The following is a 16,011-nucleotide window of genomic DNA, read 5'->3' on the forward strand; positions in this document are numbered from 1 at the left end:
GGGGGCGAGGCCCCCGGCGCGGCCGAGGACAGCGCGCGGCCCGGGCCCTCCGGGAGTTCCCCGCGCCCCACCCCTTCCGCCGCGAAGGACTCGGCCTCGCCGCGCGAGGACCGGGCGAGCCACCGCCCCACCAAGCCCGCCCCCTCCCGCCCCGACCCCACCGCCGCCCCGGCACCCGCCCCGCCCCCACCGCTCCCCCGAGCACCCCCGTCGGCCCCACGCCCGGCGAGACCCCCGAGCCCCCCACCACGGGCCCCACGACCCCCGAACCCGGCGACACGCCCGAGGAACCGCGGGAGAGCGACCCCGAGGAGGACGGGGACGCGGCCCGCACCCACGAGCGTGGGCAACGCGCCCCGGATCAGTCCGCCGCGCGGGAACAAGACGGTGATGCCGTACGTTCGGACCAGTACACGCCCGCGCCCTAGGCGACCCTCAGTCCCGTACGACACGGCGGACGAGGCCCCCGCGGTCCTCCGCTTCACCCGTACGAGCCGGGGGCACAGGCGTACCGCAAAGCTCCGTCGCCGAGGACAGCCCCCTGCCCCCGGCGCCCTGTCACCGAGGGCAGGCCCCCTGCTCTCACCGCTCCGTCACCGAGGGCAGGCCCTGTCCTCGCCGCTTCGTCACCGAGTGCAGTCCCTGTCCTCGTGCCTTCCTGACCGGCTGGTTTGCCAGCGGGTCAGCGCGGTGCGTATGGTGGCAGATCGTTTCATCCGCTGTTCGTTTTTCATCCCTGTGCCCGGCGCTGATCTAAGAGCGCCGCGTGTGGCGCGTACCTTCCTTGCCGTAGCTGGATCGCACTGAGGCGGTCGTCTGCGCGTACACGGAGCTGGGGCACGTGCCGAAACTCCGGAAGGTTTCGCGTTTCACATGTCTGTTTCCACGTCCGATCACTCCGTCGTGCCCGCGTCCGCAGAGACGCCCGCCGACACCACCCCCGTCCAGCCGGCCGCTGCCGAGCAGCAGCCGACGGCCGCCGCGCAGGTGACCGCTCCCGCGCAGCCGACGGCCGAGGCCGTCGACGCGGTCGAGCCCGCTGAGAGCGCTCCGGCCGCCGCGGCGGACGAGGCCCCCGAGGCCCCCGCCGAGAAGGTCCCCGGCTTCGCCGAGCTGGGCCTGCCCGAGAACATCGTCCGCAAGCTCGCGCAGAACGGTGTCACCAGCCCGTTCCCGATCCAGGCCGCGACGATCCCCGACGCGCTCGCCGGCAAGGACATCCTCGGCCGCGGCCGCACCGGCTCCGGCAAGACCCTCTCCTTCGGCCTGCCGCTCCTCGCGCAGCTCGCCGGCGGCTTCACGGACAAGAAGAAGCCCCGCGGCGTCATCCTCACGCCGACCCGCGAGCTGGCGATGCAGGTCGCCGACGCCCTCCAGCCCTACGGCGACGTCCTCGACCTCCGCATGAAGGTCGTCTGCGGCGGTACGTCGATGGGCAACCAGATCTACGCCCTGGAGCGTGGCGTCGACATCCTCGTCGCCACCCCGGGCCGCCTGCGCGACCTCATCAACCGCGGCGCCTGCTCCCTGGAGAAGGTGCAGATCGCGATCCTCGACGAGGCCGACCAGATGGCCGACCTCGGCTTCATGCCCGAGGTCACCGAGCTGCTCGACCAGGTCCCCGCAGGCGGTCAGCGCATGCTCTTCTCCGCGACGCTGGAGAACGAGATCGACGCGCTCGTCAAGCGCTACCTCGTCGACCCGGTCGCCCACGAGGTCGACGCCGCCCAGGGCGCCGTCACCACGATGAGCCACCACATCCTCATCGTGAAGCCGCGCGACAAGGCCCCCGTCACCGCGGCGATCGCGTCCCGCAAGGGCCGCACCATCGTCTTCGTCCGCACCCAGCTCGGCGCCGACCGCGTCGCCGAGCAGCTGCGCGACGCCGGGGTGAAGGCCGACGCGCTGCACGGCGGCATGACCCAGGGCGCGCGCACCCGCGTCCTCGCCGACTTCAAGGACGGCTACGTCAACGTCCTCGTCGCGACCGACGTCGCCGCGCGCGGCATCCACGTCGACGGCATCGACCTCGTCCTCAACGTCGACCCGGCGGGCGACCACAAGGACTACCTGCACCGCTCGGGCCGCACCGCCCGCGCGGGCCGCTCCGGCACCGTCGTCTCGCTCTCGCTGCCGCACCAGCGCCGCCAGATCTTCCGCCTCATGGAGGACGCGGGCGTCGACGCCGCGCGCCACCAGATCGGCAGCGCCGTCTTCGACGCCGAGCTGGCCGAGATCACCGGGGCCCGCTCGATGACCGAGGTCCAGGCCGAGTCCGCCGGTCAGTCCGCCAAGCAGGCCGAGCGCGAGGTCGAGGACCTGACCCGCGAGCTGGAGCGCGCCAAGCGCCGCGCCAGCGAGTACCGCGCCGAGGCCGACCGCCTCGTGGCCCGCGCCGCCCGCGAGCGCGGCGAGGAGCCCCCGGCCCCGACCGCCGTCGCCGAAGGCGCCGAGTCCGGTACGGAGCAGACCGTGGCCGGTACGGAGCCGGCCCCCGTGGCCGCCGCCGAGCCCGCCCCGGCGAGCGAGCGCCGCTCGTACGACCGTGACCGCGAGGAGCGGCCCTCGTACCGCGGCAACGACCGCCGCGACCGCGACGACCGTCCCTCGTACCGCGGCAACGACCGTCGCGACGAGCGCCGTGACGACCGGGGCGGGCGTGGCTTCGACCGCGACCGCGGCGGGGACCGCGGTGGCTTCGGCGGCCGTGGCGGCGAGCGCGAGCACCGCTCCTACGACCGTCGTGACGACCGTGGCGGCCGTGGCTTCGAGCGGCGTGACGACCGGGGCGGGCGCGGCTTCGACCGCGACCGCCGTGACGACCGCCGCGACGGCGACCGTCCCGCGTTCCGCCGCGACGACCGCCCCGGTTTCCGCCGGGACAACGACCGTCGTGACGACCGTGGCGGCCGTGGCTTCGAGCGCCGTGACGACCGGGGCGGGCGCGGCTTCGACCGCGACCGCGGCGGCCAGCGCGACGCCGGGCGCCCGCAGCACCGCGGTGGCGGCGACCGCCCGTTCAACCGCGACCACCGCGGCTCGGGCGACCGCCCCTACGGGCGTCGTGACGACCGTGGCGCCGGTTCGTCCTTCGCGCCGCGCCGCGACGACAAGCCGCGCTGGAAGCGCAACGGCTGAGTGACCCCATGACCGAGGGCCCGTACGGAACTTCCGTACGGGCCCTCGGCAATTCCCGGCCCCCGCAGGGGGGTTGACCGGGGCTCGCGGGGGGCATCGCTGCGCACATGACAAATACAGCAGCGAGTGGCGAGAAACCGCCCCCGGAGCCCTCCGGCCCCTCCGGCCCCTCCGGCCCCTCCGGCCCCTCCGGCCCCTCCGGCCCCTCCGGCCCCTCCGGCCCCTCCGGTACGACGTCCGACGAGGCGCGCCTCGCCGAACTCGGCTACACGCAGGTCCTCGCGCGCCGCATGTCCGCCTTCTCGAACTACGCGGTCTCCTTCACGATCATCTCCGTACTCTCCGGCTGCCTGACCCTCTACCTCTTCGGCATGAACACGGGCGGGCCCGCGCTCATCACGTGGGGCTGGGTCGCCGTCGGCGCGATGACGCTGCTCGTCGGGCTCGCGATGGCGGAGATCTGTTCGGCGTACCCGACATCGGCCGGGCTGTACTTCTGGGCGCACCGGCTCGCCCCCGAGCGCTCGGCGGCCGCCTGGGCGTGGTTCACGGGCTGGTTCAACGTGCTCGGGCAGGTCGCCGTGACCGCGGGCATCGACTTCGGCGCGGCGAACTTCCTGGCCGCGTACCTGAACCTGGAGTTCGGCTTCGGGGTCACCCCCGGCCGGACGATCCTCCTCTTCGCGGCGATCCTCGTCCTGCACGGCCTCCTCAACACCTTCGGCGTCCGCATCGTCGGCCTGCTCAACAACATCAGCGTGTGGTGGCACGTCGCGGGCGTCGCCGTCATCGTCGGGGCGCTCGCGCTCGTACCCGACCACCATCAGTCGACGACGTACGTGTTCACGCACTTCGAGAACCACACGGGCTTCGGCAGCGGCGCGTACGTTGTCCTGATCGGGCTGCTCATGGCGCAGTACACCTTCACGGGCTACGACGCCTCCGCGCACATGACCGAGGAGACGCACGACGCGGCGACGGCGGGCCCGAAGGGCATCGTGCGGTCGATCTGGACCTCGTGGATCGCCGGTTTCGTGCTCCTCCTCGGCTTCACGTACGCGATCCAGTCGTACGAGGCCGCCAGGAACTCGCCGACCGGGGCACCGCCCGCGCAGATCCTCCTCGACGCGGTCGGCGCGACGGGCGGCAAGCTCCTGCTCCTCGTCGTGATCGGCGCGCAGCTCTTCTGCGGCATGGCCTCCGTGACCGCCAACAGCCGCATGATCTACGCCTTCTCGCGCGACAACGCGCTCCCGTTCTCGCGCCTGTGGCGCACGGTCAGCCCCCGCACCCGTACGCCCGTGGCGGCCGTCTGGCTCGCGGCGCTCGGCGCGCTCGTGCTCGGCCTCCCGTACCTGATCAACGAGACCGCGTACGCGGCCGTGACCTCGATCGCCGTGATCGGCCTCTACATCGCCTACGTCGTCCCGACCCTGCTCCGCCTGCGCAGGGGCGACACCTTCCGGCGCGGCCCCTGGCACCTGGGCCGCTGGTCCCGGCCGATCGGCATCGCGGCGGTCACGTGGGTCCTCGTGATCACGGTCCTGTTCATGCTCCCGCAGGTGTCCCCGGTGACGGTCGAGACCTTCAACTACGCGCCGGTCGCGGTCCTGGTGGTCCTGGGCTTCGCCGCGACGTGGTGGTTCGCCTCGGCGCGGAAGTGGTTCCTGCGGGGCAAGGGGCCGACGGCGGAGGACTGACCCGGGAGGGGGCGGGTGCGCCGGGGGGCGGGGGGTGTGGGGGGTGTGGGGGGCGCCCTGGCGGGTGCGCCGTGTGGGGTGCGCCCTGGCGGGTGCGCCGTGTGGGGTGCGCCGTGTGCCGTGCGGGGTGTGGGGTGCGTCCTGCCGGGTGCGCCGTGCGGGGTGCGGGGTGCGGGGTGCGCTGTGTGGGGTGCGCCCTGGCGGCGGGTGCGCTGTGGGGTGCGCCGTGCGGGGTGCGCCGTGCGCCCTGGCGGGTGCGCTGCGTGGGGTGCGCCGTGTGCCGTGTGCCGTGTGCCGTGTGCCGTGTGCCGTGTGCCGTGTGCCGTGCGGGGTGCGGGGTGCGGGGTGCGCTGTGTGGGGTGCGCCCTGGCGGCGGGTGCGCTGTGGGGTGCGCCGTGCGGGGTGTGCTGTGGCGGGTGCGCTCTGCCGGGCGGACCCGGCGAGCCCGAACCGCGTACCGAATCGGCCTCGCGCGGCCGGGGGGCTATGCTCGGGGGAGCACCACTGGGACCGTTAGCTCAATTGGCAGAGCAGTGGACTTTTAATCCATTGGTTGTGGGTTCGAGTCCCACACGGTCTACGCGCATACGCCCCAGGTCAGGGACTCTCCCCGGCCTGGGGCGTGCGGTGTTTTGGGGACCGCTCGCCAAGGCGGTGGCACGCCGTTGCGGATGGCACGTCGTCGTGCGGTGGAGCGGGTGGGACAGGGGGAGGCCGGGATGTCGGTGCGGGGCGCGGGTGCGTGGGGGCTCGTCCTGGTGGTCTGCGGGGCGGCGGCGGGGTGCGCGGCGCCACGGGGGTATCCCGAGACGGGGGTCGCGGCGTCGGCGTCGGCCTCTGCCTCGGCTTCGGCTTCGGCTTCGGCGGGCGGGGTGGGTGAGGCGGGCTGCGGGGCCGCGTGTGCCATGCCGGACTGGGAGGCGCGGGTGCGCGAGAACCACGCCTACCGGCAGCCGAGGGCCATCAGCGCCGAGCAGCGGCACGAGGCGGAGCCCCGGGCGGAGGCGCTGGCCGTGGAGTTGCGGCGGCTGGTACGGAACGGGACGACCGAGGAAGGGCTACGGGGCGCGGTGGGCCGGGTGTTGGGGCTGGAGCCTGACCAAGTCGAGGTGAAGGGGACGGAATTCGCGCCCTTGCGGGGTGTCGCGGTCGGGGGCGGCGGGGGCTTGGTGTGCGTCAACGGCTCGGTCGACCGTGAGGGACGCGTCGACGCGGAGGTGGCAGGTCGGACGAACGACGGGCCGTGCCTGCCGGGGGACGGCGGGCACTGACTGCGGGCACTGCCTGCCGGGGGGCGGTGGGGGCTGACGGTGGGGTGGCAGGGCTGACGGGTGGGTGGTGGCGGGACTGTCGGGGGCCGTTGGCAGGGCTGCCGGGTGGACTGTCAGGGCTGTCAGATGGCGTGGCGGAGCTGTCGGGCCGGATGGCAGGGGTGGCAGGTGAGATGGCGGTGTTGTCGGGTGGTTGTTGGCGGGGCTGGCAGGGCTGCCGGGGTGGGTGGCAGGGCTGGCAGGTGCGGGGTGGTGCTGCGAGGTGCTTGGTGGCGGTCTGTCAGGTGGGCCGTCAGGGCTGTCAGATGGCGTGGCGGAGCTGTCGGGCCGGATGGCAGGGGTGGCAGATGAGATGGCGGGGTTGTCAGGTGGTCGGTGGCAGGCTGGCGGAGCTGTCGGGCCGGATGGCAGGGGTGGCAGGCGAGATGGCGGTGTTGTCGGGTGGTTGTTGGCGGGGCTGGCAGGGCTGCCGGGGTGGGTGGCAGGGCTGGCAGGTGCGGGGTGGTGCTGCGAGGTGCTTGGTGGCGGTCTATCAGGTGGAGTGTCAGGGCTGTCAGATGGCGTGGCGGAGCTGTCGGGCCGGATGGCAGGGGTGGCAGGCGAAATGGCGGTGCTGTCAGGTGGTCGGTGGCAGGCTGGCAGGGCTGCCGGGGTGGGTGGCCGGGTTGGCAGGGCTGCCGGGTGGTCGGTGGCAGGGCTGTCAGGTCGGCTGGCAGGGCGGCTCCGGTCAGAGGGCGCGGACGAAGGTCTTCGCGCCGTTGTGGTAGTCGATCGTCAGGCCGGGGGTCGTGGGCCAGGGGGTGACCGTGGCGATCTCGGGATGGGCCGCCGCCGTGAGCGTGGCGGCGAGCCAAGCGGTGCCCGTGGCGGTGTCGGGCGGGGGTGGGCCCTCGGTGGGGGTGCCCGTCGTGGCGGGGGCCGGGGCGTCGTGTTTCTCGGTGGGGGAGAGCTGGCCGATCACGTGCCAGCGGTCCTCACCCGACGGGCGGGGGATCACCAGGCCGAAGGGGTACTTCTTCTCGCCCGTCTCCGCGAAGGTGCGGGCGGCGGGGAGCAGTTCCTTGAGGAATGTCAGGAATTGTTCCGGTCGCATGAGCAAGTCCCCTGTCTCGGTCGGCCGTTGAGGTCAACGGGGTCAACGAGGCAGGGGGCCTGGCGTTGCGGCAGGGCTCGTGCGACCCGGCGTTTGCGGTATCAGGGGCGGGCGGCCCAGATCCGACGTGTGGTGCGGACGGTCAAGTCCCTGCGCGGGGTGAGGTTCTCGGGCGCGATGAGGCTGTCCAGGGCCTTCAGGTCCTCGGAGGGGAGGGCCTCGGCGACCGTTGTGCGCAGCCGGGTCAGGCCGGACAGGGCGTAGCGGGCGACTGCCGGGTTCCCGGGGGCCTCGATCCGTACGTTCAGGGTGCGTTCGCCCGCGATCGTGAAGCCCGCCGCCGTCAGTTTCGGACCCCAGTCGGCACCCCGGTGCGGCACGTGATCGGCGTGGAAACGCTCGCTCGCGGCGTGCGCGCGCTCTTCGAGCGCGGCCTCATCCCCCGCAGGCATGAAACGGGGGAAGCCGGAGAGTTCGATGAGGGCGAACATCCCGTCAGGAGCGAGGAGTTCGCGGACCTGGCGCAGGGCACGATCCGGGTCGGCCAGGTGGTGCAACGAGGCCGATGCCCACACCAGATCGGGGTCGCCCAGCTCGGGCCAGCCGGCCGCGTCGAGGTCGGCCCGCACGGTCCGTACGCGCCGGTCCAGGCCCGCCGCGCACGCCTTCTCGCGCAGCCGCAGGAGGTGCGGCGCAGAGGAATCGACGGCTGTGACGTGCGCCTCGGGGAAACGGTCGAGGAGCGCGAAGGTCCCCGCGCCGGTGCCGGAGCCGAGGTCGACGATGTGGCGGGGCGTCGCCGCGAGCGGCAGCCACTCCGTGAGCGAGGCGATGTGCGAGGCGAGGACCTCGGCGTCGAGATCGAGGATCTCGGCCTGGTCGGCGGACGGCTCGTGGTGGGGCTCGGAGGCGGCGGCCGTGGGGGAGTGGGCGTGGCCGTGTCCGGGGTCGTGGGTGTGGGGCTCGTGGGCGTGGTGCGGGTGCGACATGGGGCTACGGTACGGGTGGTATGCGCCCGACGCCGGGCACCTTGCCTCTCGCGCAAGAAGATGGGGCGCTCAGGCGCCGTACGCGCAAGGCCGATGCGGTCACCGGTGCCGCAGCCGACACGTGCGCGCGGGGCCGCGCGGTGGCCGGTCCCCGCTCGGTGCCGCATCGTCCGCCGCCCTGGGGCGTGTCCGACAATGCCCGTCGTCGCCCGGAGGGCGGTCGCGCGGTGTTACGCGCGTCCCTCAGTCTTCGGCCGGGGGTGCCCCCACTCGGCGTGCCGCCCGCAGGCCCCGTATTGGGCGTACCGGGGTCTGGGGGCGGTGCGCCGAGAGGGCGCGCACGGCACCGCGCGGCAGACGGGAATTGCCGGCAGGCGGGAATGGTCAGACGGGTCTAGCCGCCCCCGCCACTCCCGCCGTCGCCCCGCTGGTGGCCCCTGCGGGCGTCGCGGTCGAAGATGCCGAGGATCTCGCACGGGCCCGACTCCGCGCCGATCGCGTGCGGGAGCATCGTCGGGAACTCGGCGGACTGGTTCGTCTCGACGCGGAAGCGGCGGTGGCCCAGGAGCAGCGTCGCCGTGCCGGAGAGGACGACGAGCCACTCGCGGCCCGGGTGGGCGCGCAATCCGGAGGGTTTGTCCGGCGGCGGTTCCGTCATGCGCTGCCGTACGACGGTCAGTCCCGGGTCAGCCTTGACAGGCCAGCGCAGTTGACCGCGCGCGCCGTCGATCATCGGGCTGGTCACGACGTCGTCCGAGGCGGTCTCGACGAGCTGGTCGAGGCTCGTGTCGAGCGCGTGGGCGAGCGCCACGAGGCTGTCGAGCGCGAGGCGCCGCTGACCGTTCTCGATCCGGCTCAGCGTGGACTGGCTGAGGTTCGCACGGCGGGCCAAATCGTCGAGCGACCAGCCCTGGGCCACGCGCAGGGCGCGCACCCGCTTGCGCACGAGGCTGTCCAGGTCGTCATCGTCTTGCGTCATGGGCGAGAGGGTATGCGTGCCGGGCATGGGACTGCCTGTCGCTGCCTGGCAGCGTCTGCCACTGCCTGCCACTGCCTGCCACTGCCTGCCACTGCCTGCCACTGCCTGCCACTGCCTGCCACTGCCTGCCACTGCCTGCCACTGCCTGCCACTGCCTGCCACTGCCTGTCACTGCCTGGTGCCGGTTCCGCTTTCCGGTGGCGGCCGTATTGGCGCCGTCCGTTCCGTTCCCGGCTTTCAGTGCTTCCCGGTGCCCGGTGCCCGGGTTATCCGTCCGCCCACCGCCGTACCGGGGCCTGAGGGTGGTGCCGTACGGACGCCGGGGTGCCGTCGGTCACGTACAGCTGTCGTGCGGTGCGCGGGGCCTGTGAAGTGGCCGGGCGGGGGCCCTCGGGGTGCCGTGTGCGGGGCCGGGGTGGCTACGGGCGCGTACGCAGTCCGTTCAGGAGCACGTCCAGGAGGTGGCGTGCCCGCGTGGGCCACTCCGACTCCTCCAGGCGCGAGAGGTAGGCGATGAGGATCATGACGTCGCGCGCGTCCACGTCCGCGCGGATGCTGCCGTCCGCTCGCCCCGCCGCGAGCAGGCGCTCGATCGCCTCGGTCAGGGTGCCGTGGCTGCGCGCCGTGAGGGCGTTCCACGCGCGTGGCTCCAGTGCGGCGAGCACTCCGCGTTTCACCCGCGCGTACGCGGTCAGCCGGTCGAACCACCGGCCCAGCGCCTCCACGGGCGGGTGCGCCGCGAGCAACGCGTCCGCCTCGTCGACCAGTTCGGCGACATCCTGCCGGTGCACCTCGGCAAGCAGCTCCTCGCGCGTCGCGAAGTGCCGGTACAGCGTGCCCTGACCGACCCCCGCCGCCTTGGCCACCGCGTTGAGCCGCAACTCCTCGCCCGGCGCGGCCCCCGCCAGCGCGTCCCGCGCTGCCGCCACGATCCGCGCGCGATTGCGCACGGCGTCGGCGCGGCGGCGGTCGGCGGGGAGGTCGTCGGCGGGAGACGCGGGGCGCGTGGGGTGCGCGGGCTGGGCGGGGGGTTCGGGGGTGCTCGGCATGGTGCTCCTGTCCGTGGCGCGCTCACCCTCGTACGCGCGCAGGGGCGCTCGTCGACAAACGGACACGTGTCCGGTACGGTCCGAAGGTAAGCGGACACGTGTCCGTCTCTGGTTTCGTTCCCACCGTACGAGAGTGAGCTGCCCCATGTCAGGCATCACAGGGAAAGTCGTCGCCCTCACCGGCGCGAGCAGCGGTATCGGCGAGGCCACGGCGCGGCTGCTCGCCGCGCGCGGAGCCGCCGTCGTCCTCGCCGCCCGCCGCGCCGACCGCCTCGACGCCCTCGCCGCCGAGATCCGCGCCGAGGGTGGCCGCGCGCTCGCGCTGCCGACCGACGTCACCGTGCCGGGCGACCAGGAGGCGATGGTGGCGCGCGCGGTCGAGGAGTACGGGCGGCTCGACGTCCTCGTCGCCAATGCCGGAGTCGCGACCGTGAGCCCCGTCGCCGCGCTCGACCTGGCCGCCTGGACCGCGATGATCGACGTCAACCTGCGCGGCGTCCTGCACGGCGTGGCCGCCGCCCTCCCCGTCTTCCGCGCCCAGGGCGAAGGCCACGTCGTCGCGACCGTCTCCACCTCCGGACTCAAGATCGTTCCTGGTCAGGCCGTATACGCCGCCACCAAGAACGCCGTCCGCACCTTCATGGAGGCCCTCCGCCAGGAATCCACGGACGGGACTCTGCGCACCACCACGATCTCCCCCGGCTACGTCCGCACCGAACTCACCGGCCCCCCGTCCGGTACCGACGACCCCCACGCGTCCATGCCCCCCTTCGCCCTCGACCCCGAAGCGGTGGCCCGTGCCATCGCCTTCGCCGTCGAACAGCCCCAGGACACCGAAATCGGCAGCATCACCCTCCGGCCGACTGTGCAGGGGTGAGGGCGGGCCTTGGGTGCGGGTGTGGGCGGGGGCGGGGCTGGACGCGGGCGAGAGCGGCGGGCTGGACGCGGGTGCGAGGCGCGGGGTGGTGCGGGGGTGGGGGTGCGGCGGTAGGGGGTGCGGCCGCGTGGGGCGCTGACTGGTGGGGGCTGCGCCGTGGGGGTGCCGGGGCTGCCCAGGGGGTGGGCCGTCGGGGGTGCGCTTGGTCCTCCGGGGCTCAGCGGTTCGCGGCCCCGCCGGGCGCGCGGCCCCGCCGTGGCGCGCGGCCCCGCCGTGGCGCGCGGCCCGCTGGGGGCTCGCTCGCCGTCTCGCCCCGTAGAACCGCAGGTGCAAGGGGATAATCCCTTCGATCTTGCACTTGCGAGCCCAGGCACCCTAGTTTTCCGCACATGCAGTCCTACACAATTGGCCGCGCGGCGCGGCTGCTCGGGGTCAGCCCCGACACCGCACGACGCTGGGCCGATGCCGGGCGGGTCGCCACCCACAGGGACGACTCCGGCCGTCGGCTCATCGCGGGGCGGGACCTCGCCGCACTGTGCGTCGAGGTCGGCCAGAGCGGAGGAGGTGGGGAGGACGAGGAACCGTACACCTCCGTGCGCAACGCCTTCCCCGGCATCGTCACCGCCGTCCGCCTCGGGGACGTCGCCGCCCAGGTCGAGATCCAGGCCGGACCGCACCGCCTGGTCTCCCTGCTGACCCGCGAGGCCGTCGAGGAGCTGGGACTGGAGGTCGGCATGGAAGCCACCGCGCGCGTCAAGTCCACGAACGTGCACGTGGACCGCCACTGACCCCGATCGATCCGGCCCATCCGGTTGCCCGACCTGACCCGACCCACCTGGGCCGGGCCGGGGCGACCCGGCCCAGGGACCACCCGTTCCCTCCCTTCCTCCGTCCCTCCCTTCCGCCCCCACCGTCAGGAGCCCATCGCCATGTCCTCGCTGCCCACCGCCCGTACCCTGCGGCGCGCCACGACCGGGGTCTTCGCCTCCGCCCTCCTCGTCGGCGCCCTCGCCGCCTGCGGTGACGACCACGAGACCGCGGAGAAGCGCGACCCCGGCTCCACCAGCTCCTCCAGCGCCAAGGACGTCAAGGAGTCCGAGAAGGCCGACCTCACCGTCCTCGCCGCCTCCTCGCTCACCGACGTCTTCGGCGAGGCGAAGAAGACGTACGAGAAGGAACACCCCGGCATCACCCTGAAGTTCTCCTTCGCCGGGTCCCAGGAACTCGCCGCCCAGGTCCGCCAGGGCGCTCCCGCCGACGCCATCGTCACCGCCGACACCAAGACGATGGACGGCCTCAAGGGCGAGACGGACACCCCCGCCGTCATCGCCAAGAACCGCCTCGTCATTGCCGTCGGCGACGGCAACCCGGAGAAGGTCGAGAACCTCAAGGACCTCACCGACCCCAAGCTCAAGGTCGTGCTCGCAGCGAAGGAGGTACCGGTGGGCAACTACTCCCGCCAGGTCCTCGACAAGCAGCACCTCAAGGTCAATGCCGTCTCCGAGGAGCCGAACGTCCGCGCCGTCCTGAGCAAGGTCCAGCTCGGCGAGGCCGACGCCGGCATCGTCTACAAGACCGACGCCGCGACCGTCCCCGACAAGGTCGACGCCATCGACATCCCCGACGCCCAGAACGCCGTCGCCTCCTACCCCGCCGCCGCCCTCAAGGGCTCCAAGCACGCCGAGGCCACCGCCGACTTCCTCACCTGGCTCTCCGGCAGTGAGGCCCAGGACATCCTCCAGAAGGCGGGCTTCCAGCAGCCGTGACAACCCCCGCCTCCCACCCCAGCCAGAACGAACCCACCCCACCCCGCCGCCCGGCCCAGGCGCCCGGAAACCCTGCTGCCGACCGCGCGGAGCCGGGCCGCCCCGCAGACGGGTCCGGGACGGCGGGAGCAGCGGGTTCAGAGGCCGGGGAGGGTACGGCCCCCGGGGAAGGTACGGCCCCCGGGGACGGTACGTCCGAGGCTGTGGGCACGGCCGAGGCGGCGGGTCCGGCGGGCGCGACCGGAGCGGTGGAGCCGGAGTCTTCGACGGGAGCGTCCAAGCTGTCCGGAGGTCTGGGGGGTCTGGGGGGCGCGGGGGGTGCTGGAGGCCGCGAAGACGGGGGTGGCCCCGGGCAGCAGGGACGCCCGGAGGAGGTGCCGGGAGGCTCTGGGGGGCCGGAGACGCCGAGGGCGTCGGAAGGTCCAGCAGCGCCTGCGCGGCCCGGGGTACCGGGGGACTCCGGAACGCCCAGGAACCCCGCCGACCGGGAACCCTCCGACCCCCAGCCCGCCGGAAACTCCGGCGCCCGGACGGACTCCGGTGCTCGGACGGACTCCGGCACGTCCGGCCGCCTCGGCAAGCCCGGCTCCGCCGACCCCGACAGGCCCGGCTCCGCCGACCCCGACAGGCCCGGCTCCGCCGACCCCGACAGGCCGAGCGCCAGTGGCTCCGGTGCCCCAGCCGAGTGCCGGCTCCCTGACGCCTTCGGAGAGCACGCCGAGGCCAGGAGCGCCGCCGCGCCCGCCTACTCCGGTGCGCCCGGCGGTGCGGGCGCGTCCAGTGGCTCCAGCACGCCCAGCGACCCGATCGCGTCCCCAGCCCCTGGCGCCACCGACGCCCCTGACGCCTCCGAGGACTCACCCCGAACTCCGCCCCCGCGCCCCCGCCTCACCTCCGCCCCGCGTCCCGCCGGTCGCGCGCCGCGCCCCGGTCGCCGTGCCCCGCACCCCCGCGCCCCGCACGGCCTTGCCCCGTACCCCCGCCGTCGCCTGGCGCACCCTCGTCGCCGTGCCCCGCTCGCCCTCGTCGTACCCGCTCTGCTTGGTGTCGCCCTCCTTCTGATCCCACTCCTCGGCGTGCTGGCCCGCACGTCGTGGAGTCAGCTCGGTACCCACCTCACCAGCCCCGAGACGCTCACCGCCCTCCGCCTCTCGCTCCTCGTCTCGCTCGGTGCCCTCGGACTCTCCCTTCTCTTCGGTGTGCCCCTCGCCTGGCTCCTCGCCCGCACCGACTTCCCCGGCAAGGCGCTCGTCCGCTCTCTCGTGCTGCTGCCGATGGTGCTGCCCCCCACCGTCGGCGGTGTCGCGCTGCTGCTCGGCTTCGGGCGGCGCGGGCTGCTCGGGCCGTGGCTGGAGGACACCTTCGGGATCGTCCTGCCCTTCCACACCTCCGGCGCCGTGCTCGCCGCCGCCTTCGTCTCCATGCCCTTCCTCGTCATCAGCCTGGAAGGCACCCTCGCCGGACTCCGCCCCGGCTACGAGGAGACCGCCGCCTCGCTCGGCGCCTCCCCGCTGCGCGTCTTCCGTACCGTCACCCTCCCCCTCGTCGCTCCCGGCCTCGCCGCCGGAGCCGCCCTCACCTGGGCCCGCGCCCTCGGCGAGTTCGGCGCCACCATCACCTTCGCCGGAAACCTCCCCGGCACCACCCAAACGCTCCCGCTCCAGGTCTACCTCCTCCTCCAGGACTCCCCGGAAGCCGCCACCTCCGTCTCCTTGTTGCTCCTCGCCATCGCGATGGCCGTCCTCGTCGGCCTGCGCGGGCGCTGGACCGGAGCCGCCCCCGACACCCGCACCACCCGCTCCCGTTCCGCCGCCGTCGCAGAAGAAGACGTCCCGGACCCCTCCCTGGGTGCCCGCAAAGCCGAACAAAGCGGCGACTTCACCCGTAGGAGTGAAGAAACGCCTGAAAGGGGTCGGGGAGATCTCAGTGGGAAAGGTGCCGGCAAGCGATCCCTTGCCGAGCAGCCGCGCCCCCGGCCCGGCGAGGGACCCGCTTCCCCCACGTACGACGAGGACCTCGCACCCGACGAGGCCCGCGACACCACAGAGGAGGCCCATGACCCCACCCCCACTTACGCGCTGCACGCGACCCTGAGCGGCTACACGAACCTCGACCTCGACGCGGACCCCGGGACCACCGTCGCTGTCGTGGGCCGCAACGGAGCCGGCAAGACGACGCTCCTACGGGCCCTCCTCGGCCTCACCCCGCGCGCCCACGCCGAACTCCGCCTCGGCGCCGACGACGTCACGGCCCTGCCCCCGCACCGGCGCGGCGTCGCCTGGGTGCCGCAGGACGGGGCGCTCTTCCCTCACCTCAGCGCGCTCGCCAACACCGCCTACGGACTCCGCGCCCACGGTGTCCCTCGCGCAGAGGCCCGCCGCACGGCTCGCGCGCACCTCGACAGGCTCGGCGTCGGGCACCTCGCCCACCGCCGCCCCGCCCAGCTCTCCGGCGGCCAGGCGCAACGCGTCGCGCTCGCGCGCGCCCTCGCCGTCCGCCCCCGCCTGCTCCTCCTCGACGAGCCCCTCGCCGCGCTCGACCAGACCACCCGCGCGCAGGTACGGCACGCGCTGCGCCGCCACCTCGACGGGTTCGGCGGCGTCTGCCTGCTCGTCACGCACGATCCCGTCGAGGCGGTCTCGCTCGCCGATCGCGTTCTCGTGCTCGACGCGGGCCGTACGGTGCAGGACGCGCCGCCCGCCGAGGTCGCGCGCCGCCCCCGTTCCGCCTGGGTCGCCCGCATGCTCGGCCGCAACGCCTGGCCCGGCACCCTCACCCCCGACGGACTCGCCCCCGAAGCCGGCGGCCACCTCGTCGTCGCACCCCCGGTCGACGCCCCGGCGCCACCGCCCGGCACCCCCGCGCTCGCCGTCATCGCCCCCGAGTCCGTGGCCCTTCACCCGAGCCGCCCGGCCGGCAGCCCCCGTAATACCTATGCCTGCGCCGTCACAGAGATCACCGCCCTCGGCAGCCGTCTCCGCGTCCTGCTCTCCGGCCCCGACTGCCCCGCGCTCATCGCCGAGATCACCCCCGAGGCCGCCGCCGACCTCGGCCTTCGCGAGGGGACCCCCGTCTGGGCGAGCGTGAAGGCCACGGACATCACCCTCGTGCCCCTGTGAACAACGGTGGCGCGGAGCACCCCGGGAAGG

Annotated in this window: 12 protein-coding genes and 1 tRNA gene; 8 read left to right on the forward strand and 5 right to left on the reverse strand. The window is 74.0% G+C overall.

Annotation, left to right across the window (positions count from 1 at the left end):
• The first annotated feature begins 873 nt into the window (after positions 1 to 873).
• From ACQYWQ_RS16105 to ACQYWQ_RS16120, 4 genes are all read left to right on the forward strand, one after another.
• Positions 874 to 3,138, forward strand: coding sequence for a DEAD/DEAH box helicase (locus ACQYWQ_RS16105; protein WP_431035373.1), 2,265 nt, complete (start codon positions 874 to 876; stop codon positions 3,136 to 3,138).
• Positions 3,139 to 3,245: 107 nt separating this feature from the next.
• Positions 3,246 to 4,838 carry an amino acid permease gene (locus ACQYWQ_RS16110; protein ID WP_431035374.1) on the forward strand — a complete coding sequence of 531 codons (1,593 nt, stop codon included), beginning with the start codon at positions 3,246 to 3,248 and terminating at the stop codon, positions 4,836 to 4,838.
• A 507-nt stretch (positions 4,839 to 5,345) separates the two neighbouring features.
• A tRNA-Lys gene (locus ACQYWQ_RS16115) sits at positions 5,346 to 5,418 on the forward strand.
• Between the two features lie 325 nt (positions 5,419 to 5,743).
• Positions 5,744 to 6,109 (forward strand): hypothetical protein, encoded by a 366-nt coding sequence (locus tag ACQYWQ_RS16120; protein ID WP_431035375.1) that lies wholly within the window; start codon positions 5,744 to 5,746, stop codon positions 6,107 to 6,109.
• Between the two features lie 727 nt (positions 6,110 to 6,836).
• Here the strand turns inward: ACQYWQ_RS16120 and ACQYWQ_RS16125 are convergent.
• The 4 genes from ACQYWQ_RS16125 to ACQYWQ_RS16140 form a co-directional block, all read right to left on the reverse strand.
• Positions 6,837 to 7,202 carry a hypothetical protein gene (locus tag ACQYWQ_RS16125; protein ID WP_431035376.1) on the reverse strand — a complete coding sequence of 122 codons (366 nt, stop codon included), beginning with the start codon at positions 7,200 to 7,202 and terminating at the stop codon, positions 6,837 to 6,839.
• Between the two features lie 101 nt (positions 7,203 to 7,303).
• Positions 7,304 to 8,191, reverse strand: coding sequence for a class I SAM-dependent methyltransferase (locus tag ACQYWQ_RS16130; RefSeq protein ID WP_431035377.1), 888 nt, complete (start codon positions 8,189 to 8,191; stop codon positions 7,304 to 7,306).
• Between the two features lie 394 nt (positions 8,192 to 8,585).
• Positions 8,586 to 9,170 carry a helix-turn-helix domain-containing protein gene (locus ACQYWQ_RS16135; protein WP_431035378.1) on the reverse strand — a complete coding sequence of 195 codons (585 nt, stop codon included), beginning with the start codon at positions 9,168 to 9,170 and terminating at the stop codon, positions 8,586 to 8,588.
• A 419-nt stretch (positions 9,171 to 9,589) separates the two neighbouring features.
• On the reverse strand, positions 9,590 to 10,219 hold the full coding sequence (locus ACQYWQ_RS16140) for a TetR/AcrR family transcriptional regulator (protein ID WP_431035380.1): 630 nt from the start codon (positions 10,217 to 10,219) through the stop codon (positions 9,590 to 9,592).
• A gap of 145 nt (positions 10,220 to 10,364) precedes the next feature.
• Here ACQYWQ_RS16140 and ACQYWQ_RS16145 point away from each other — a divergent pair, with 145 nt between their 5' ends.
• From ACQYWQ_RS16145 to modA, 3 genes are all read left to right on the forward strand, one after another.
• The gene (locus tag ACQYWQ_RS16145) at positions 10,365 to 11,096 is read left to right on the forward strand and encodes an SDR family oxidoreductase (RefSeq protein WP_431035381.1); all 732 of its coding nucleotides are present in this window, start codon (positions 10,365 to 10,367) and stop codon (positions 11,094 to 11,096) included.
• Between the two features lie 389 nt (positions 11,097 to 11,485).
• A complete protein-coding gene (locus ACQYWQ_RS16150; RefSeq protein ID WP_431035383.1) occupies positions 11,486 to 11,884 on the forward strand; it encodes a TOBE domain-containing protein in 399 nt (132 codons plus the stop codon).
• A gap of 141 nt (positions 11,885 to 12,025) precedes the next feature.
• A complete protein-coding gene (modA, locus tag ACQYWQ_RS16155) occupies positions 12,026 to 12,862 on the forward strand; it encodes a molybdate ABC transporter substrate-binding protein (RefSeq protein WP_431035384.1) in 837 nt (278 codons plus the stop codon).
• Positions 12,863 to 13,719: 857 nt separating this feature from the next.
• Here the strand turns inward: modA and ACQYWQ_RS16160 are convergent.
• Positions 13,720 to 13,977: a hypothetical protein gene (locus ACQYWQ_RS16160; RefSeq protein WP_431039418.1), complete on the reverse strand. Its 258-nt coding sequence runs from the start codon at positions 13,975 to 13,977 to the stop codon at positions 13,720 to 13,722.
• On the opposite strand from ACQYWQ_RS16160, the gene ACQYWQ_RS16165 reads away from it, so the two are divergent.
• Positions 13,900 to 15,981, forward strand: a complete 2,082-nt coding sequence (locus tag ACQYWQ_RS16165) for an ABC transporter permease (RefSeq protein ID WP_431039214.1) — start codon at positions 13,900 to 13,902, stop codon at positions 15,979 to 15,981. The genes ACQYWQ_RS16160 and ACQYWQ_RS16165 overlap by 78 nt on opposite strands.
• Positions 15,982 to 16,011 lie beyond the last annotated feature (30 nt).

This window comes from Streptomyces sp. P6-2-1 (genome assembly GCF_050613165.1).
GTDB lineage: Bacteria > Actinomycetota > Actinomycetes > Streptomycetales > Streptomycetaceae > Streptomyces.

Coding starts and splice junctions, on each gene's coding strand:
- ACQYWQ_RS16105 (WP_431035373.1), top strand. CDS start 874: ATGTCTGTTTCCACGTCCGATCACTCCGTCGTGCCCGCGTCCGCAGAG.
- ACQYWQ_RS16110 (WP_431035374.1), top strand. CDS start 3,246: ATGACAAATACAGCAGCGAGTGGCGAGAAACCGCCCCCGGAGCCCTCC.
- ACQYWQ_RS16120 (WP_431035375.1), top strand. CDS start 5,744: ATGCCGGACTGGGAGGCGCGGGTGCGCGAGAACCACGCCTACCGGCAG.
- ACQYWQ_RS16125 (WP_431035376.1), bottom strand. CDS start 7,202: ATGCGACCGGAACAATTCCTGACATTCCTCAAGGAACTGCTCCCCGCC.
- ACQYWQ_RS16130 (WP_431035377.1), bottom strand. CDS start 8,191: ATGTCGCACCCGCACCACGCCCACGAGCCCCACACCCACGACCCCGGA.
- ACQYWQ_RS16135 (WP_431035378.1), bottom strand. CDS start 9,170: ATGACGCAAGACGATGACGACCTGGACAGCCTCGTGCGCAAGCGGGTG.
- ACQYWQ_RS16140 (WP_431035380.1), bottom strand. CDS start 10,219: ATGCCGAGCACCCCCGAACCCCCCGCCCAGCCCGCGCACCCCACGCGC.
- ACQYWQ_RS16145 (WP_431035381.1), top strand. CDS start 10,365: ATGTCAGGCATCACAGGGAAAGTCGTCGCCCTCACCGGCGCGAGCAGC.
- ACQYWQ_RS16150 (WP_431035383.1), top strand. CDS start 11,486: ATGCAGTCCTACACAATTGGCCGCGCGGCGCGGCTGCTCGGGGTCAGC.
- modA (WP_431035384.1), top strand. CDS start 12,026: ATGTCCTCGCTGCCCACCGCCCGTACCCTGCGGCGCGCCACGACCGGG.